18 protein-coding genes are annotated in these 19,387 nt (G+C 42.0%); 4 read left to right on the forward strand and 14 right to left on the reverse strand.

Features of this window, described 5'->3' with window-relative positions; translation table 11 throughout:
- Positions 1–370: 370 nt before the first annotated feature.
- Positions 371–1,228 (reverse strand): tetratricopeptide repeat protein, encoded by an 858-nt coding sequence (locus AN394_RS16060; protein WP_055021989.1) that lies wholly within the window; start codon positions 1,226–1,228, stop codon positions 371–373.
- Between the two features lie 83 nt (positions 1,229–1,311).
- Here AN394_RS16060 and AN394_RS16065 point away from each other — a divergent pair, with 83 nt between their 5' ends.
- Positions 1,312–2,625 carry a M20 family metallopeptidase gene (locus tag AN394_RS16065; protein WP_054562653.1) on the forward strand — a complete coding sequence of 438 codons (1,314 nt, stop codon included), beginning with the start codon at positions 1,312–1,314 and terminating at the stop codon, positions 2,623–2,625.
- Position 2,626: 1 nt separating this feature from the next.
- On the opposite strand, the gene AN394_RS16070 is transcribed toward AN394_RS16065, so the two are convergent.
- The 4 genes from AN394_RS16070 to pomA all read right to left on the reverse strand — a co-directional run bounded on the left by AN394_RS16070 (position 2,627) and on the right by pomA (position 6,904).
- Positions 2,627–4,537, reverse strand: coding sequence for a DNA topoisomerase III (locus AN394_RS16070; protein ID WP_054562654.1), 1,911 nt, complete (start codon positions 4,535–4,537; stop codon positions 2,627–2,629).
- 66 nt (positions 4,538–4,603) lie between these two features.
- Positions 4,604–5,080, reverse strand: coding sequence for a hypothetical protein (locus AN394_RS16075; RefSeq protein ID WP_054562655.1), 477 nt, complete (start codon positions 5,078–5,080; stop codon positions 4,604–4,606).
- A gap of 129 nt (positions 5,081–5,209) precedes the next feature.
- A complete protein-coding gene (locus AN394_RS16080) occupies positions 5,210–6,133 on the reverse strand; it encodes a flagellar motor protein MotB (protein ID WP_054562656.1) in 924 nt (307 codons plus the stop codon).
- Between the two features lie 3 nt (positions 6,134–6,136).
- Positions 6,137–6,904, reverse strand: a complete 768-nt coding sequence (gene pomA, locus AN394_RS16085) for a flagellar motor protein PomA (RefSeq protein ID WP_054552564.1) — start codon at positions 6,902–6,904, stop codon at positions 6,137–6,139.
- Between the two features lie 272 nt (positions 6,905–7,176).
- Between pomA and xseB the strand changes: the two genes are divergently transcribed.
- From xseB to dxs, 3 genes are all read left to right on the forward strand, one after another.
- Positions 7,177–7,419, forward strand: coding sequence for an exodeoxyribonuclease VII small subunit (gene xseB, locus AN394_RS16090; protein ID WP_054552565.1), 243 nt, complete (start codon positions 7,177–7,179; stop codon positions 7,417–7,419).
- A 4-nt stretch (positions 7,420–7,423) separates the two neighbouring features.
- Complete coding sequence (ispA, locus tag AN394_RS16095) at positions 7,424–8,311, forward strand: (2E,6E)-farnesyl diphosphate synthase (RefSeq protein WP_055021990.1); 888 nt, start codon at positions 7,424–7,426, stop codon at positions 8,309–8,311.
- Between the two features lie 89 nt (positions 8,312–8,400).
- Positions 8,401–10,263, forward strand: a complete 1,863-nt coding sequence (gene dxs / locus AN394_RS16100) for a 1-deoxy-D-xylulose-5-phosphate synthase (protein WP_055021991.1) — start codon at positions 8,401–8,403, stop codon at positions 10,261–10,263.
- Positions 10,264–10,323: 60 nt separating this feature from the next.
- Here the strand turns inward: dxs and AN394_RS16105 are convergent, their stop codons facing one another.
- The 9 genes from AN394_RS16105 to nrdR form a co-directional block, all read right to left on the reverse strand.
- Positions 10,324–13,410 carry a ligand-binding sensor domain-containing diguanylate cyclase gene (locus AN394_RS16105; RefSeq protein WP_054562807.1) on the reverse strand — a complete coding sequence of 1,029 codons (3,087 nt, stop codon included), beginning with the start codon at positions 13,408–13,410 and terminating at the stop codon, positions 10,324–10,326.
- A 33-nt stretch (positions 13,411–13,443) separates the two neighbouring features.
- The gene (locus AN394_RS16110; protein WP_055021992.1) at positions 13,444–13,929 is read right to left on the reverse strand and encodes a phosphatidylglycerophosphatase A; all 486 of its coding nucleotides are present in this window, start codon (positions 13,927–13,929) and stop codon (positions 13,444–13,446) included.
- Entirely contained in the window at positions 13,926–14,900 is a 975-nt protein-coding gene (gene thiL, locus AN394_RS16115) for a thiamine-phosphate kinase (RefSeq protein WP_054562660.1), read from the reverse strand. Before thiL ends, AN394_RS16110 begins: the two co-directional genes overlap by 4 nt.
- Before the next feature lie 44 nt (positions 14,901–14,944).
- Positions 14,945–15,355 carry a transcription antitermination factor NusB gene (gene nusB / locus AN394_RS16120; protein ID WP_054552571.1) on the reverse strand — a complete coding sequence of 137 codons (411 nt, stop codon included), beginning with the start codon at positions 15,353–15,355 and terminating at the stop codon, positions 14,945–14,947.
- Positions 15,356–15,370: 15 nt separating this feature from the next.
- A complete protein-coding gene (gene ribE, locus AN394_RS16125) occupies positions 15,371–15,835 on the reverse strand; it encodes a 6,7-dimethyl-8-ribityllumazine synthase (protein ID WP_054562661.1) in 465 nt (154 codons plus the stop codon).
- A gap of 105 nt (positions 15,836–15,940) precedes the next feature.
- Complete coding sequence (ribBA, locus tag AN394_RS16130; protein ID WP_054562662.1) at positions 15,941–17,056, reverse strand: bifunctional 3,4-dihydroxy-2-butanone-4-phosphate synthase/GTP cyclohydrolase II; 1,116 nt, start codon at positions 17,054–17,056, stop codon at positions 15,941–15,943.
- A gap of 42 nt (positions 17,057–17,098) precedes the next feature.
- A complete protein-coding gene (locus tag AN394_RS16135) occupies positions 17,099–17,752 on the reverse strand; it encodes a riboflavin synthase (protein ID WP_054562663.1) in 654 nt (217 codons plus the stop codon).
- 4 nt (positions 17,753–17,756) lie between these two features.
- Positions 17,757–18,896 carry a bifunctional diaminohydroxyphosphoribosylaminopyrimidine deaminase/5-amino-6-(5-phosphoribosylamino)uracil reductase RibD gene (gene ribD, locus AN394_RS16140; protein WP_055021993.1) on the reverse strand — a complete coding sequence of 380 codons (1,140 nt, stop codon included), beginning with the start codon at positions 18,894–18,896 and terminating at the stop codon, positions 17,757–17,759.
- Between the two features lie 2 nt (positions 18,897–18,898).
- Positions 18,899–19,348 carry a transcriptional regulator NrdR gene (gene nrdR, locus AN394_RS16145; protein WP_054552576.1) on the reverse strand — a complete coding sequence of 150 codons (450 nt, stop codon included), beginning with the start codon at positions 19,346–19,348 and terminating at the stop codon, positions 18,899–18,901.
- Between the last annotated feature and the right edge of the window lie 39 nt (positions 19,349–19,387).

Below are 19,387 nucleotides of genomic sequence, written 5' to 3' on the forward strand. Positions count from 1 at the left end.
TATAATACATCCTTAATTTTTCGAGTCAACACTTAATTTTAAACTTTCTTTTTAGACCGTTTTAAACCGAAGTTTTACTTAACTCTCTGCTACGTTGTTCAGCATCTTTCGTTGCTGCCCGCCGTGTCAGTGGATGCGCATTATAGGGATGCGAAGAATTAACGCAAGCACTTTTTGTAGAAAACTACTAAAAACTTACCTTTCGCGCAAAAAACAAGCTAAAGGCAGTAAAAAACACAGTTTGCTGTACAAAATACAGTCAACTTTTCTCGAGAGGATCTTAAGTATTATCGAAATTAGGTAATACGCAAGTTTTTAAATAAAAAAAAGCGCCACAATCTTAGTGGCGCTTTTATCAATCAACTCTGAATTAGTACAAGATACTATATAACTTACGACGATACTTAGATGCCAAGGCATCGCCATCAGGTAAAGAAGCGATAATTTCTAGATAGGTTGGTTTTGCATCTGCGTAGTTAAGATCTTTTTTAAGTACATTAAATAGCATCTCTAAAGCTTCTTCTTTACGACCCGCGCTATTAAGAGCATTACTTAGTTCTACTTTTATCTCTAAATCATTTGGGTATTTTTCAACTTTATCCTGCAGTGCTTTTATCTCTGGTGAATCTGTTGCTGCTAATGCTTGTTCACATTTTGCTTGGATATTTGTGAAATACGCATCACGTTCATTTTCTGCAACCGAATCTAATAATGCTTGTGCATCTTCTAATTTATGAATTTGAATACAGATATCAGCTAAAACTAACTTTACCCGTGTATGGTTTGGATCAAGCTCATAAGCCTGCTTTGCATAGTTAAAAGCATTATTTAAATCTTGATTGATTAACGCTTGCTTAGCTTGCTCTAGTAATAACTCGTGTTGAGCTGGTAAATGTTTGGCTAGCGCATCGCGAATTTGCTGCTCTGTTTGAGCACCCGGTAACATATCTACAGGCGCTGATTCTTTTAACATCACAAGCGTAGGTAATGCTTGTAAACCAATTTGCTGCGCAAGTTGCCCTGCAAGAGCTTGCTCAACATCACAATCTAATGTTGCTACTAATAAATGCTCACCATACTCATTTGCTATTTTCTCTAAAATTGCAGCTTGCTGATGACACTCTGGGTTTTGCGCAGAGTAAAAAGTAAGTAGCACTAGTTTTTCAGCGGACGTTTCACCCAGTGCTTGCTGCAAATTTTGCTGGGTAAGTTTTATCATATTATTCATTTGATCGATTGCACTATATAAGTATTTAGGTTTTTATATAGTGGCAAACATAACAATTACAAGCCCCACGGGTCGAGGTCATTATGAAATTATCTGCTATTTCTGCAGCTTTATTACTTCTTAGTCCATTCGCACAAGCAACAACGCTCGATTTAAATCTCAAAAAAACTATGCCTGAGATTGAAAAGCTTTATTTAGATTTACATCAATCTCCCGAGCTGTCTTACCACGAAAAACAAACAGGTCAAAAGCTAGCAAAGCAATTAAAACAGCTGGGCTTTACTGTTACTGATAATGTGGGTGGTTACGGCGTTGTTGGTATTTATGAAAACGGTGATGGCCCTACAGTAATGATCCGCACAGATACTGATGGATTACCAATTGTTGAGCAAACAGGAAAACCTTACGCCTCTAAAGTGACTGTAACAAATAATGCTGGTGCAACAGTTGGCGTAATGCATGGTTGTGGTCATGATATTCACATGAGTTCATTTATTGGCACAGCACAACAGTTAATGACACATAAAGATCAATGGCAAGGTACGTTAATGATGGTCGCACAACCTGCAGAGGAAGTAGGCGGTGGTGCAAAAGCAATGCTTAAAGAAGGGCTTTTTACTAAGTACCCTACTCCAGACCATGTTATTGGTTTACATGTAAGTGCGAGTGTTCCTGCTGGTAAAGTTAGCATGAAAACTGAGTATACGATGGCAAGTGTTGACTCTGTTGATATTACTGTAAAGGGTAAAGGCGGTCACGGTGCCTATCCACATACAACAATAGACCCTGTTGTGATTGCTTCACGTATTGTATTGGCACTGCAAACTATTACTAGTCGCGAATTGTCACCACTTGAACCGTCAGTGGTCACTGTTGGCTCAATTCATGGTGGCTCTAAACACAATGTCATTTCTGATGAAGTAAAACTACAGCTCACACTTCGCAGTTATAACCCTGAAGTACGTTTGCAACAAATCGCGGCGATTAAACGAATTTCTAAAGGTATCGCATTAAGTGCTGGCCTTGATGAAAGCTTAGCGCCTGAAGTATATGTACATGAAGATGAGTCAATTCCTTCGACTTACAATAACCCTGCACAAACCAATGTAGTGCGTTCAGCAATTGCTAATGCTATTGGTGAAGACAATGTTCTTGAAACTGAAGCTGTAATGGCTGGCGAAGACTTTGGTCTATACGGTCGTACAGAGCAGCACGTGCCAATTACTTTGTTTTGGTTAGGCGGTGTTGAACCGAGTCAATATGATGCAGCAATGCAATCTGGCGCAACATTACCTTCTTTACACTCAAGCAAGTTTGCACCTGATTACAAGAAGGCTCTTCCTACAGGGATTACAGCGATGAGTAATGCTGCGGTTGCCCTATTCAACAAAAAATAGTTTAGGCTGACTTAGCTCTAGGCTTAGTTTTTCTTTTAAAACGTCGCTTTTGCGGCGTTTTTGGTAACTGAGCAAAGACTTGGCTGTCGCACTGCTTGGCTTGCTCAACTAAAGCATGTAACTCTGCCAACAATGGTGTTAAAAATTGCTGATAACTCATGTGTTGCTCAGCTATATTCCCTAACGATGCTTCCCACTTAGCTGTTAAGTCAGGGCTAGCAAGCTGCTCTGGTAATGTACTTATAAGAGCTTTGCCTGTTGCGGTAGCTAGAATGTTTTTACCCTGACGCTCTAAAAAGCGTCGTTTAAATAAAAGCTCAAGAATACCAGCCCTTGTAGCCTCAGTGCCTAAGCCATCAGTTTCTTTGAGGATCTTTTTAATTTCTGGGTCTTTCACATAGCGGCTGATGCCTGTCATAGCACTCAATAAGGTAGCATCAGTAAAATGCGCTGGCGGTGTCGTCATTTTGTCTACCACTTCACCTTGATTGCAATGTAGCGACTGACCTTTTTCAAGTGGCGGTAAGGTTTGCTCATCTTTTAACTCTGTTTTGCCCATTAATGTTTTAAAGCCTAAGCTAACATCTTGCTTAGCAGCAGCTTTAAAAAGCCCACCCGCAATTTCAACCGTTACTTTAGTTTCGTTAAATATATAGTCTGGATAAAACTGAATTAAATAATGACGGCAGATCAACCGATAGATTTTTTGTTCATCACTATTTAATGATGCTGAGCGAAGCTGTTTTTCAGTAGGAACAATAGCGTGGTGAGCTGCAACCTTGCTGTCATTAAAACATTTACTCCGCTTATTGGTATCAGCTTGCTTGCAAGCTTCATTTACTTGACCTTCATTATTAGTGATGGCGGCAATAATACTCGCTGCATCTTTATGATGCTCTTTTGGTAAATAGCGGTTATCTGAACGAGGGTACGTAATTAACTTATGACGCTCATACAAGCTTTGACAGGTATCTAGCACCTTTTGTGCTGGCATTGAAAAAGCCTTTGCCGCATCAATTTGTAAAGCCGACAAGTTATAAGGCAGTGGCGCTTGTTGCTTTTTTTGCTTTTGTTCAAGCTCAACTACTTTCGCTGGCTGATTAGTTATGCGTGACACAACATTTTCAGCAAGCCCTCTATGTAATACCCGCCCTTCTTCATCTTGATAAGGTTCACATGCTTTACTTGGCTGCCACTTTGCAGAAAATACTTGCTGCTGCTGAGTTTCAAGATGAGCTAATACTTCATAAAAAGGTTTCGCTACAAAGTTAGCTATTTCATTATCACGATTTACAACTAGACCTAAAATAGGAGTTTGAACACGCCCAACAGATAACACATTACCAAACCCAGCTTTTTGCCCAGCAAGCGTATAAGCGCGAGTTAAATTCATGCCAAATAGCCAATCGGCACGTGAGCGAGCTAAAGCCGATACACTCAATGGAATAAAATCGCGATTCGATTTTAAATTATTCAGCGCTTTTTTAACTGCACCTAAGTTTAAGTCGCTGATCAAGAGTCGTTGAATTTGCTGTTTTTTAACTTGGCTAAGTTTAACCTGTTCGATCACTTCATCAACCAATAGCTGGCCTTCCCTATCAGGGTCGCCGGCATGAACAATTATATTTGCCTGCTTGATTAGCTTTTTTAATACAGTGAGTTGTTTACGTGTTTTTGATTTAGGCTTTAATTGCCACTGTTCAGGCACGATAGGTAAATGCTCAAACCGCCACTTTTTAAAACTTGCATCGTAGTCATCGGGTTCTGCTTGTTCAAGCAAATGACCAATACACCATGAGACACAATCACCATTACCTAGCTCTATATAGCCATCATGCTTTTTTTGTGGTTTTGGCAGTGCATCTGCAATGGCTCGCGCCAAGGATGGTTTTTCGGCAATGTAAAGTTTCATAACGCAACACTAAATACTGTTTTTATAAACAGTAGTCTAGCACAGGATTTTTAACGAAGAAACGCCTTATGCTTGCTGGCTTCGTCGAGTAAAGAGGTAGATAAGCGGTAGGTAACATACGACCACAGTACCAATATTGATTAGCGGTAGCAGGGTCTTGTACATGTAGGTGCTGTAAGACAAATCCCAAAGGTGGCGGTCAACTAAACGGAACAACTGTAGAATGGGCGCCATTATCACAACCAACTGCCCTAAAACACTTTGCCATAAGTAGACTTTATCTTTAATACCCAAGTAAGCAATGATTGCCATCCAAGCAATATCATTAAAAGCCCAGACTACATAGCGCCAGATATAGATATCATCAAACTCTCTTAAAGCAGAATAAATAAGAGTTCCATAAAGGAAAAAAGCAGCAGTAATGATAGAGAAATAAAAAGCGGGCCAATCTTTACGAAGGTAAAAAATAATAATAGCCGGGCTCAAAATGAACACCCAGCTATTGCTTAATATAACTCTAATTTCTACAAACCAATCAGGCAAAATGCAGTGCCTTAATCAGTTTTATCATCATCACCGCCATCACCATTGCCTGGCATATAGCTATATTTATCAACTTTTTTCATTTTTATACTCCATTACATGTGTTAATGAAGTTTCACTTTAATTGATTTATTGCCTTACATCAATAGGGTCAGACTCGTGTGCTTTACCTTGCATAATAGAGATTTCAACACGGCGATTACGCTTGCGATCTTCATCGGTCACATTCGGTACAAGAGGCCTTGTTTCTGCGTGACCTACCACCATCATACGAGATTTATCAAAACCGGGCGCTTTTTCCATTTCACTGGCAACTGCCACCGCACGTTTTGATGATAAATCCCAATTATTAGTATAAAGTTCATTCGATACTTGGAAGTCATCAGTGTGACCTGACACGGTTATTTCACCCGGCACATCTTTTAACAGCGTAGCAATATCACGAATAATAGGTTTAAATTTTGGCTGTAAAAAAGCACTACCTGATGGGAATGAGCCATTCTCACGGATACGAATAATAATTTGCTGACCTAATGACTCGAGCTCAATCGCACCATCCATAATTTGCTGTTCTAGTTGCTGAGCAATTTTCTTCACAAGTTCATTTGTTTGTTCTTGATCAGCTGCTGAAATTGACTGTTCTAAAGCTTGTTGCTGAGCCGTACTTTGCGATTCACCACCACGTTTATTACCGCGCTGTTCTTGTCGACCACCGGCAGAGCTTTCGTCGCCAGCCTGAAACTCAAGCATTTGTTGCGTCATTTCTACGGTTTGTTGTTGAATCGTTTCAATAGGAGTGGGTTCAGGTTTACCCGGAGTGAACTCCATGGCAATGACCGAGGTTCCCTTTGGAATATCTTTTACTTCAATTTTATTTTGTACACCGAAAGCAAACTTCATGGAGCCGGCAATTTGCTTAAACTTCAGTACGTCCATTTCTGAGAAAGCAAGCAAGAGTACAAAGAAGCACATTAATAATGACATTAAATCTGCGAAGGTTCCCATCCACGCGGGTAAACCCGGTGGTGGACATTTGCACTCTTGATCTGACATGCCCTACTCCTCGGTATCAACTTTACGTTTTGATTCAGCTAAGTAGTTTTTCAAGATACCTTCAATTACTTTCGGGTTTTGACCATCTTGAATACCTAGTACCGCGTCGAGAATTAAACGTTGATTAAGCGCTTCCTCGTCTTTACGTAGCTCTAGTTTTACCTGAATTGGAATAGCAACAACGTTTGCTAAGAACGCACCATAGAGAGTAGTTAAAAGTGCAACCGCCATTGCAGGGCCGATTGCTTTTGGGTCATCCATGTTTGATAACATAGCAACCAAACCGATTAGCGTACCGATCATACCCATCGCAGGGGCAATATCGGCAAGTGATTTAAATAACCCAGCCCCTAGTTCATGACGGTTAGCTGTAAGAGAAATATCTTTTTGTAGGGTGGCACGAACAACATCAGCATCATGACCATCCACTAACATATCGACCCCTTTGCGCATAAAACCGTTGGGGATTTCGGCTTCTTCTAATGCTAAGAAACCACCTTTACGTGCTGAATCAGCTAATTCTACTGCTTTTTCAATTAATTCTTCTGGAGATTCGATTTTGAACATAAAGGCTTTTGCAGCGACTTTACCTATGCCCAAAAATTGCCCCATAGTGAAATTCGATAATACGATAAAAATCGAACCACCAAATACAATGACCACCGAAGGCGTGTTGTAAAACATTGCAACTTGGCCGTCACTACTTAACACCATCGACATAGCAATTAAGCCTATGGCACCAAGAATACCTATTATGGTTGCTAAATCCACATACCCCTCCAGAGGAACAATTACACGACACCCTCAGGTATCAAATTTTTATTATTAACTGCTTATCGGCAAGCAGTTGAAATACTTAAATCATTAAATGAATTAATTTTATTTTAATGTAAGATTTTTAAGCTACAAGTTTAAGCTGTATCTAAAACCGTAAAAATAGCATATTGAAAATGGATTATGCGTAAAAAAACACATCATTCTTTGACCTAGTTTAGCATTCCCCCTAAAATTGGCCTCACTTTCTAACAGCTATCGAGGCCACAATGGCAACAAAGAAACCAGAAAACTTAAGCTTTGAAGAAGCGCTGGATGAATTATCTCAAATTGTTGCACAAATGGAGCAAGGTGAATTGTCACTAGAACAATCGCTAAAACAATTTGAACGCGGCATTGCACTGGCGAATGCTTCGTCTGGTAAGTTACAGCAAGCCGAACAAAAGGTTGCCATTTTAATGGGTAACGATAGCCAAGCTCCTCTTAGCAATTTTGATTCAAACTTGGACTAATTAAGTGCAATTAAAAGAACAACTACAACGCGCTCGTGAAGACGTTGAAGCACATTTAAATCGCTATTTCGAACTACCACTTAATACCGAAAAAACCATCAAAGAAGCCACCCATTACGGTGTTTTAAATGGTGGTAAGCGCTTACGTCCATACCTTGTATACGCAACGGGTCGAATGATGGGCGCAGACAAGACCGATCTTGATATTCTTGCTGCCGCTATTGAGTGTATTCATAGCTACTCTTTAGTCCATGATGACTTACCTGCCATGGATGATGATGACTTAAGACGTGGCCGCCCTACCTGTCATATTGTTTATGGCGAAGCGCAAGCCATACTCGCGGGCGATGCATTACAAACGCTGGCATTTGATTTAATTGCCAACCATCAATTTGCCGTTCCTGCGAGCCAGCAAGTAAAAATGATTGCCTCATTAAGCAAAGCCTCAGGTATTGAAGGTATGGTAGGTGGGCAAGCACTGGATATTGAAGCGACCGATAAAGAAATTACCGTTGCGCAGTTAGAGCGCATTCATCAGCTAAAAACGGGCGCCTTGCTTAATTGTGCTATTACACTTGGTGCATTGAGTGCAAAAAGCTGTGATGAACATACTCTCGCGCAATTAAACCTATTTGGCCAAGCAATAGGGCTAGCTTTTCAGGTACAAGACGATATCCTTGATGTAGAAGCTGATACTGAAACATTAGGTAAGCCACAAGGCTCAGATATTGCGGCTAATAAAGCAACTTACCCTGCTTTATTAGGTATGGCTGGTGCAAAGCAAAAAGCACAAGATTTACTAGCTCAAGCTCATCAAGCTCTTGAGGCAATTGATTACGACACCAGCGAACTGGCGAGCCTTGCTAGCTATATCGTTGAACGTAATTATTAATGCCTAAAAAAGAAAGACAAAATAACTAAAAAATCAGAGCAGCAATGGGCTATAATGCACTCTGGTTAGCGAAGGATGTATAAAAAATCATGACACTTGATAGTAGCAAGTATCCATTATTAAGTTTGGTTGACGAACCAGCACAGCTGCGTGATTTAGCGCAAGACAAGTTACCTGCGTTTAGTAAAGAGTTACGCGAATACCTACTTAATTCAGTTTCGCAAAGTAGTGGTCATCTAGCATCAGGTTTAGGCACTGTTGAACTAACCGTTGCGCTGCATTATGTTTATAACACTCCTGAAGATCGTTTAGTATGGGATGTGGGTCATCAAGCATATCCGCACAAAATCTTAACGGGTCGTCGTGACCAAATGCATACTATTCGTCAAAAAGACGGTTTGCACCCTTTCCCATTCCGTGAAGAAAGCCCTTACGATACATTTAGTGTTGGCCATTCGAGCACCTCTATTTCAGCAGCCTTAGGCATGGCCATTGCTGCCGAAAAAGAAGGTAAAGATCGTAAAACAGTTGCTGTTATTGGCGATGGTGCGATCACTGCTGGTATGGCATTTGAAGCGATGAACCACATGGGTGATGTTAACCCTAACGTGTTAATTATCTTAAACGATAATGAAATGTCGATTTCAGAAAACGTAGGTGCACTAAACAATCACTTTGCCCGTATTTTATCTGGCAGCTTCTACACCAATATTCGTGAAGGCAGTAAAAAGCTTCTTTCTGGTTTACCGCCAGTGAAAGAACTTGCTAGCCGCATGGAAGAACACTTAAAAGGTATGGTCATTCCGGGCACTTTCTTTGAAGAGTTAGGCCTAAACTACATCGGCCCAATTGATGGCCACGATGTTAATATGATGGTTGATACCTTACGTAATATGCGCAACCTTAAAGGTCCGCAATTACTACATATTAAAACGCAAAAAGGTAAAGGTTATAAGCCTGCTGAAGCAGATCCAATTGGCTACCACGGCGTACCAAAATTTGATCCGAGCATGTCGAAATTACCAAAATCAAAACCGGGCGCTGCCACATTCTCAAATGTGTTCGGTGACTGGTTATGCGATATGGCAGCTCAAGACGACAAGCTAATGGCAATTACCCCTGCCATGCGTGAAGGCTCAGGCATGGTACGTTTTTCTAAAGAGTACCCAGCGCAATACTTTGATGTAGCAATTGCTGAGCAACATGCTGTAACGCTTGCAGCTGGTCTTGCTTGTGAAGGGTTGAAGCCTGTTGTTGCTATTTATTCAAGCTTTTTACAACGTGCGTACGACCAACTTATCCACGATGTAGCATTACAAAACTTACCTGTTCTATTTGCTATTGACCGTGCCGGTATTGTTGGTGCTGATGGTGAAACTCACCAAGGCGCCTATGACTTAAGCTTTATGCGCTGTATTCCTAATATGATCATCATGGCGCCTAGCGACACTAACGAGTGCCGCCAAATGCTTTACACTGGCTACCAATGCAATCAACCTGTTGCTGTTCGTTACCCACGTGGTAGTGCCGGCACCTGTGAGGTTGAATCAACCATGAGTGCAATTGAAATTGGTAAAGCGCGTAGCATCAAACAAGGTAATAAAGTGGCCATCTTGTCGTTTGGTACGCTGTTAGAGAACGCCAAAGAAGCTGCTGAAAAGCTTAACGCAACAGTGATTGATATGCGCTTTATTAAGCCTCTTGATACTGACGCTATCAGTGAATTACTTGGCAACCATGATGTAATTGTTACTCTAGAAGACAACGCCATTGCAGGCGGTGCGGGTTCTGCTGTAAATGAATACTTAGCTGCAATCAAAGCGGATGTGACTATCTTAAACTTAGGGATTCCAGATGAGTTCATCAAGCATGGCACGCAAGATGAAATGCACGCCGAAATGGGCCTAGATGCTAATGGTATTTTAACTAGCATCAAAGCGTTCATGGCTTAAGCCAAACAGCATTCACTAAAAAGGAGCCTTAAGGCTCCTTTTTTAATACCAATAGAAACGCTAGCGCATCCAAATTTTAATATCGGCTAAACCATTAGCTTGTAGTGCACTAAGCTGCTGATCAACATTGTGGCTTTGTTCGAACTCAAAGGCATCTAATTGCTCGTCAAAGGTAATGTTGGCAACGCCATCACCACCGCGCTTTTTCACTTGATGCAATGCAATATCAGCAAGGTTAACTGAGGTTTCCCAACCAATAACTTGGCCACCTAATAAAGGTAAAGGATAGAAAGACCAGCCAACCGACGCAGTAATCGTGGTCGATTCTCCATTCGGTAATCTAAATGGGTTTGCTGCAATTGCTTCACATAAATCGGCCACATAATTGTCTATTGCTGTGCGTTTGAAATCACGTAGTAAGAGTAAAAACTCATCGCCACTCCAACGTGCAACATAGTCAGAACCTTGAGTACGGCTATTCAGTAAAGTCGCCATTTGCTGTAAGCAGCTATCGCCGGCGAGCGGGCCATATGCATCATTAATGCGACTGAAGTTATCAAAGTTAATTATCAATAGCACGAGCGACTTACCCTGCGCTTGCAATGATTGCGAGTTACGCTGGAAGTGTTCGATATCTTTAGGGAGCTGATCAAACAAGAAGCGGCGGCTACGTAGGCCTGTAAGCTCATCTGAGTGACTAACTAACTTAAGCTGTGAGTTCACTTGATTAAGCTTATCGTTAGCTTCTCGAAGCTCTACGGTACGTTCTGTTACTAAGCTTTCAAGGGCTAATTGCTTACGTTTCTCTTGCGCTCTAAATACCCAAAATACAAGGTAGAACAGTAAAATAAAGCTACTAGTGATCAAGAGTCTAAAATAAATAGTCTCATCAAAACGGCGCGGCACTACAAAGCTGTACTCAGTACGACGTGCTTTTTGCCAATCTTCACCACGGCGTTTTGCTTCAAGTTGGAATAAAAACGACCCCGGCGGTAAGTTGGTATAGATTGCCTCACGACGAGTATTGGCATAACGCCAGTCACTGTCTAGGCCACTTAAACGGTAACGGAACTCAATACTTGAAGGAGCATAATAATCAATCGCAGTGTATTTTAACGTTACATCGCGTTCATCAATTTGTAGCTCTGGCTTACTGCCTAAAGTAGCTGTACTTAAATGACGAAGCGGCGTGATCAAGCTTTCAATACGAGGCTTAAGTGCTTGTACACCAAAAAGCTCAACGCTCTTTGGTATTTCTACCACACCTTGTAGGCTTGGATACCAAATAGAGTTACCTGTATCTGCTACAGCATCATGACCCAGACCAGCACAACACTGACTTGCTTTACCATCAAGTTGACGGTCGAACGATGAGATCACTTGTTCTACTTTTAAGCTCTCGATATCAGTACCAAACTGCTCGACTGGCATGCGGTATACACCCTTCATGGTACTGACCCAGATACGTTTTAATTGCTTGTCGTAAACAAGACTAAAAATAGAGCCATACGGCAGACCGTCTGTTGCATCTAACTGACGCCACTGGCCTTTGGTACTGCGATAAAATAAACCATCGTTAAGTGAGCCAATTAATATCCCCACCCCTTCAATATTCAAAATACTGGTAACGTAGGCACTTTCTAAGCTGGTTTGGTCGCCAATTTTTTCAATCCCGCGGTCGGTAAAGTAATAAGCCCCTTTACTGGTGCCAATTAAGCCAAAGTTTTGCTCATCCAGAACATAGGTAATAAATTTACTGCTTAAGAAAGCATTGTATGCAAAGGGTGTTAAACCACCGTAGCTTAAGCGGTACATACCACGGCCAGTACCGAGCCAAAAACCGCCTTTGCTAGAACGGCTAATTGCGAATACTGGGTTATCGCGCAGTGCTCGCCCCGGCACCGTATACAAGTTTTGGTTTTCGTAATAAAACACACCGCGGCCTGTTGCGATGTACAAACGGTCACCATCAAATTGTAAGTCGTGCACTGCTGCTCGACCAAACTGGTTACTCGGAATTTGATTTACAAAATTCTTGTTGTAATCGAAGTAACCAACACCGCTGCGGTTAGCCACCCATAATTTGCCATCAGGTGCTTGGCTAATTGCCATCACCGCTTCGGTCATATTTGAGATAGCTGAGTGACGTTCAATACGCCCTTCGTGAGCAAGCCATAAGCCTTCACTGAAGCTTGCCAGCCAAATGTTATTTTGATTGTCACGGAAAATATCGGCAAACCAAATGCTTTGATCGAGCTGGCTTGGCTCAACCCATTGCCAATCCCCTGAGTTATCACGAAATAACAGTCGGCCATAGGTCGAAATCCAGAGCGCTCCATCTGAGTCGCTCATAAACTTATAAACGGCAGAGTTACTGGCATTTGGCAGTGGGAATGGACGCAGCTCGTCATCTAAATCAAGGAAGTAGGCACCCAGCTCTGAGGCAAGGTATAAGTTCCCTTCAAGCCAAGCCATATCATGAATAATTGTTTGTGCTAAACGCTCAGGTAATGAAACTTTGGCAGTCAGCTCTAATCGTAATTTAGCAAAGTCAGAAGAGGTATTGGTTAAACGCAATAAATGACGCTCATTGACCAGCCAAATGCCTTCTGGCGACAACGCCATTTGGCTCACTGAACCAACAATTTGCGTAATTGCAGTGGCATTAGATACAGGTACAATTAACGCTGAGTTTTGATTGAGTGTGACTTGATTTCGAGCAACGTAATAAAGGCCATTCGCTGCAATCCATATACTGCCTTTGGAGTCTTCAAGAATATCGCGAACCGGACCTTTAACGTTAAAGGTTTGCGACATCATGGTTTTAGGATCAAGTGTTACCAAGCCATTTTTGGTACCAACCCAAAGTAACCCAGTACTATCAACTAATAGCTTATTAATACCATTACTTGGTAGGAAATCGCTGTTTTGCGTATTGAAGTTAGTGAAGGTGTTACCATCAAAGCGGCTTAAGCCAAACTGAGTACCTAGCCACATATAACCTTGCTCATCTTGAGCAATGCTTTTTAAAGATTGCGATGGCAAGCCATTTTGGATGTTCCACTGTTTGACGACATAGTCAGTAATAGATGCAAACGCAGACGTGCTGCAAAGCATCAACAAACAGACAACTAGAAATCGCATCATATACTTGCCACCAAGTAACACTTAACTCATCGTTTAAAAAGGCAAATAGCCTGCTTTAAACAAGGCTTGAACACAAATTAATGAAAATATACCTGCTAAAATATCATCAGCCATGATGCCCAAGCCACCGTGTAAACGTCTATCTAGAATTCGGATAGGGCCTGGTTTAGCGATATCAAAAAAGCGGAACAATAAAAAACCAACCAACAGTGACTGCCAACTCAGTGCAGCACCAATCATGGTGATATAATAACCAGCAACTTCATCCCAAACAATGGCTGGATGATCATGTACCCCTAAGTCATCTGCTGTTTTACCACATGCCCAAATACCAAATACACTGATCACGATGGCAAACACAATCTGTAACCACAGTGGAAAGTACATAGTAGTAAAAATAAGTGGCAAGGCAGCAAAGGTACCAAAGGTGCCAGGTGCTTTAGGGGCAAGGCCTAAGCCAAAACCCAAACCAAAAAATTGGTGTGGGCGTTTTAAATTGAATAATCGGTTACTGCTCAAACCGGCTCCTTCGTAAAGTGCTGAAAGCCCTTACCTTGATAATTAAATTGCTCACCATCAAGTAATAGCTCAATCTCACCTTCGCCACTTTTAATTTGACCTACACAACTTGCTTCAACACCATATTGGCGTAGCTTCATATCAACCATGCTTTTATTGCTTTCTGGCACAGTAAACAGCAGCTCGTAGTCGTCACCGTAATTTAAGATATAGTCAAATTGCTCTGCTCGTGGAATCGACGAGTTTAATGCATCAGAAACAGGCACTTTATCAACATTGATCACCGCACTAACTTGCGATAGCGCTAAAATATGGCCCAAGTCAGCTAATAAGCCATCGGAAATATCAATTGCTGCAGAGGCAGCGCCTCGCAGAACCTGACCAGCTGCAACACGTGGAGTCGGATAATCAAAGCGATTATTTAAATAGCTTAAGTGTTCAGGGGCGATATCGAGGCCTTGTTTACGGGCTTCAATGGCTACACCAGCATCACCTAATGGACCTGTTACATAAATCCAATCGCCAACTTTAGCACCGCTACGGCGCAGTGCTTTGCCTTCAGGCACGATACCTTTAGCACAAATCGTAATAGTTAAAGGGCCTTGAGTGGTATCACCACCAATGATTTGCACATTGAAGTACTCTGCAATTTCATGCATGCCTTCAGTGAACTCTTCAAGCCACTCTATATTTGCTTCAGGCAAAGTTAGGCCTACCGAAATCCACGTAGGTTCAGCGCCCATTGCCGCAAGATCACTTAAGTTAACAGCTAAAGCTCGATGCCCAAGGGCACGCGCAGAGATGTCATCAAAAAAGTGTACGCCCGCAACTAAGGTGTCTGTTGTTACCGCCAATTGACAGTTTTCAGGCACAGTTACTAAGGCACAATCGTCACCAATACCTAGGTTCACATCACGGCGAATAATGCCACGCCCCTTAAAGTAACGATTGATTAGTTCAAATTCCTTCATACACAAAAAAGCCGGCCCAAGCCGGCTCTCCTTTACGGGGTTACTTACTTACGCAGTTCTTTCACTGCTTTATCAAGTACACCGTTGACAAACTTATGGCTGTCTTCAGCACCAAACATCTTAGCAAGCTCAATGCCTTCATTGATTGCCACTTTGTAAGGTACGTCTTCACGGAATTTCAACTCATAGCCAGACAGACGTAAAATTGCTTTTTCGACCATGTCTAACTCATCAGCTGGGCGTGCTAAATGTGGCGCAACGATTTCATCTAATTGCTTACAGTTAACAACAACACCGCGTGCTAGGTCTTTGAAATATTCGACGTCGATCTTAGTCACATCATTTTCAATTAACATTTGCTGTTCAATATCAGCAATTGGGTTACCGCTTAACTGCCAAGAGTATACGGCTTGAAGTGCTAAGATACGTGCTTTACGTCTTGCTGCTGGTTTCACAGAGATTCCTTAAACTTAAATTTTGTCTAACACATTAACCATTTCAAGCGCACCTAAAGCAGCTTCGCCGCCTTTGTTACCCATTTTGGTACCTGCGCGCTCAATTGCTTGCTCAATGCTTTCAGTGGTTAATACGCCAAATGCAACCGGGATATCATACTCAAGAGATACTTGCGCAAGACCTTTGTTTGATTCGCCAGCGACTAAATCAAAGTGTGGTGTACCACCTCTGATCACTACGCCTAAAGCGATGATTGCATCGTGTTCTTTCTTTGCTGCAACGCGTTTCGCTGCTAAAGGTAATTCAACGGCACCTGGTACGTAAACAACTGTAATGTCGTCTTCAGATACGCCACCTGTGCGCTTAAGCTCATCAACAGCACCTGCTAATAGGCTGCTACCAATAAAGTCATTAAAGCGAGAAATGACAATGGCAAATTTTTTGCCCGGTGCGTATTTGTTACCTTCAATAATTTTCATTTAATAACCCTAAAAAATAAGTTTAAGCGGTTGCGATTGCGCAAAAATTACGGCGCATAATACCACAAAAATATAAAAGTAGCCTAGTAAATCTGTTTTACCTAATTAAGAGCGAGGCTCAACATAGTCAACCACTTCTAAGTGGAAACCAGATAACGCATGGTACTTCTTAGGACGGCTCATTAAGCGCATCTTTTCAATACCTAAATCAGCCAAAATCTGCGAGCCCACACCCACAGTACGCGATGTACCTTGGAATTTACGATGACTCACATTTTCGCCAGCATCTTCAGCGGCAAAGGCTTTAACGGTTGCTTCTAGGTCTTCTGTTGACTCTTGTTTACCCAAGATAACCAGCACACCGTTGTGCTCAGCGATATAAGCCATCGCATCTGATAAGCCCCAGCTACGATCAGCACTTCTATCTGATAATAGAATATCGTTAAAGGTACTTTGTAAGTGAACACGTACTAACGTTGGTTCGTCTTTCGATACTTCACCTTTTTGTAAAACATAGTGAAGCTGACCATCAATGGTGTCTTTGTAGGTCACTAAATCAAACTCACCGTGATCTGTTGGCAGTTTACATTTAGCAACGCGCTCAATGGTGGTTTCGTTTAGGTTTCGGTATTCGATTAAATCTGCAATGGTGCCAATCTTTAAGTCATGCTCTTTAGCAAATACTTCAAGATCAGGGCGACGCGCCATGGTGCCATCTGGGTTTAAGATTTCAACAATCACAGATGACGCCTCAAGACCCGCTAAACGCGCTAAATCACAACCTGCTTCAGTATGACCTGCACGTGTTAACACGCCACCAGGCTGCGCCATAATTGGGAAAATATGCCCTGGCTGAACGATATCGCTCGGCACGGCACCTTTAGCGATTGCGGCTTGAACGGTACGTGCACGGTCGGCCGCTGAAATACCTGTAGTTACACCTTTCGCCGCTTCAATCGACATAGTGAAGTTAGTTGAAAAAGCTGCACCGTTATTTTTCACCATCAGTGGTAATTCTAACTGCTGACAACGCTCTTGTGTCATTGTTAAACAAATTAAACCACGGCCATGTGTTGCCATAAAGTTGATAGCATCAGCACTAATGTGCTCTGCTGCGATGATTAAATCGCCTTCATTTTCTCGGTCTTCATCGTCCATTAAAATAACCATTTTACCGGCTTTAATGTCATCGATAATTTCTTGCGCGCTGTGTAAATTCATAATGTGCCCATGAGAGTATGATTAATAGTGACGTATCTTTGCTTACTTAATAAAGCCAGCTTGTGCTAACAAGCTCATTGATATGTCTGAACGGGAAGGTTGTTCAGCCCCTTTAATTAGGCGCTCTAAATAGCGAGCAATCTGGTCAACTTCTAAGTTCACCTGAGTCCCCACCTGAAATTCTGCAATCGTTGTTTGCTCTGCAGTATGCGGAACAATCGTCAGCTTAAAGCGATTTTGCTCAACCTCGTTGACGGTTAGGCTAATGCCATCAATACACACAGAACCTTTGTACGGAATGTACTTCATTAAATCATTGTCTGTGCTTAACCAGTACTCGGTTGCACGAGCATTGGGACTAATACTTTCGACAGTCGCAATACCATCAACATGCCCTGACACTAAGTGCCCACCTAAGCGAGAAACCGGTTGCATGGCTTTTTCGAGGTTAACTGTTTGACCTTTTTTATAATGTGCAAACCCAGTTAAGCTAATTGTTTCGTTTGATAAGTCAGCACTAAAACCATCGCTATGTTTAGCGACAACCGTTAAACACACACCATTGGTGGCAATACTGTCACCGAGCTTGACGTCTTTCATATCCAAATTAGGGCTTTGAATACGAATAGCTAGATCACCTTGCTTTTGTGTTAGTTCAACAATTTTACCTGTTGCTTCAATAATTCCAGTAAACATAGTGCTACTCTTTATTTTCAATGTCTGTGGCTTGCTTTGCTTTTATCGCTGTTAAGCGAATATCATCGCCAATCATCACTGTATCAGTAAAGGTCAGTTCAGTGATATCACTCATCATGGTGACTTCTGCAAAGTTTAGTAAGCTTTTGCCCATATCACCTATTAACTTAGGGGCAATATAAACAATGTATTCGTCAATTAAATCTTGCTCTGCGAACACCCCTGCAAGGGTTGCACCCGCTTCGAGCCAAATATGATTAAATTGTAGTTCAGCAAGACGCTTTAAAACCGCCGATAAATCAACTTTATTGTTATTTGCTGGCACCACTTCGTGTTTAACAAAGTGAGGCCACTTGGTATGATTATCAAGCGACGTGGTAAAAATTATCATCGGGCTCTCGATGCTGAATAACGCAAGTTCAGGCGTTAACCTGTTTTGTGAGTCAATAATGATTCGGGTTGGTTGGCGCAAAGGCAACGAGGTTGGCATGGTAAATGGCAACTCATCAACACGGACATTAAGTTTGGCATTATCAGTAATAACGGTGTCTGCACCGGTTAGGATAGCACAGCTTTGCGCACGAAATGCTTGCACATCTTGGCGCGCCTTAGGGCCTGTTATCCATTTACTTTGGCCGTTATTTAGCGCTGTTTTACCATCTAAACTACATGCCATTTTACAAGTCACATATGGCAATCCAGATTCCATACGCTTTAAAAAACCTTTATTTAAATCGCGCGCTTGTTGTTCAAGTAAACCAGATGCAACGCTAATACCGGCGTCAGCTAAAATTTGTAGGCCGCGACCACTCACCGCAGGGTTTGGGTCAACCATAGCTGCAATGACCTTACTTACACCTGCTGCTTTTAAACCTTCGGCACAAGGTGGAGTGCGCCCATAGTGACTACAAGGCTCTAAAGTCACATATGCAGTGGCGCCTTTCGCGTTGTCGCCAGCTACAGCCAAGGCATTCACTTCAGCATGGCCCTGCCCTGCTAATTGATGAAACCCTTCACCGACTATTTCGCCATCTTTAACCAAAACACAGCCAACATTCGGGTTTGGCGTCGTAGTAAAACGACCTTGTTTAGCAAGCTCAATGGCACGAGCCATGTAAGCTGTATCAAGCTCTGTAAACGACATGATTAATCACCTAAACGAGCGATCTCTTCACCAAACTCGCGAATATCTTCAAATGAACGATAAACCGATGCAAAGCGCACATAGGCTACTTTGTCGAGTTTCTTTAGTGACTCCATGATGCATTCGCCAATTAAATGGCTAGAGATTTCACGCTCACCCGTAGCACGAAGTTGAGATTTAATAATGTTAACGACTTCATCGACCTGCTCAGTGCTCACTGGGCGTTTCTCTAAAGCGCGATGCAAGCCATTCAGTAATTTGTCTTCATTGAATGGTTCGCGGCTACCATCTTGCTTGATGACTCTTGGCATCACAAGTTCAGCGCCTTCAAAGGTGGTAAAGCGCTCATGGCATTCGTTACATTCACGTCGACGTCTCACTTGGTGACCACCGCCAACTAGTCGAGAATCAATTACTTTAGTATCTTTTGCGGTGCAAAAAGGGCAATGCATAGGGTTCAACTTCCGTTTATAAAAAACAAAAAAAGGCCG

It is taken from the genome of Pseudoalteromonas sp. P1-26, from assembly GCF_001401795.1.
Lineage (GTDB): Bacteria > Pseudomonadota > Gammaproteobacteria > Enterobacterales > Alteromonadaceae > Pseudoalteromonas.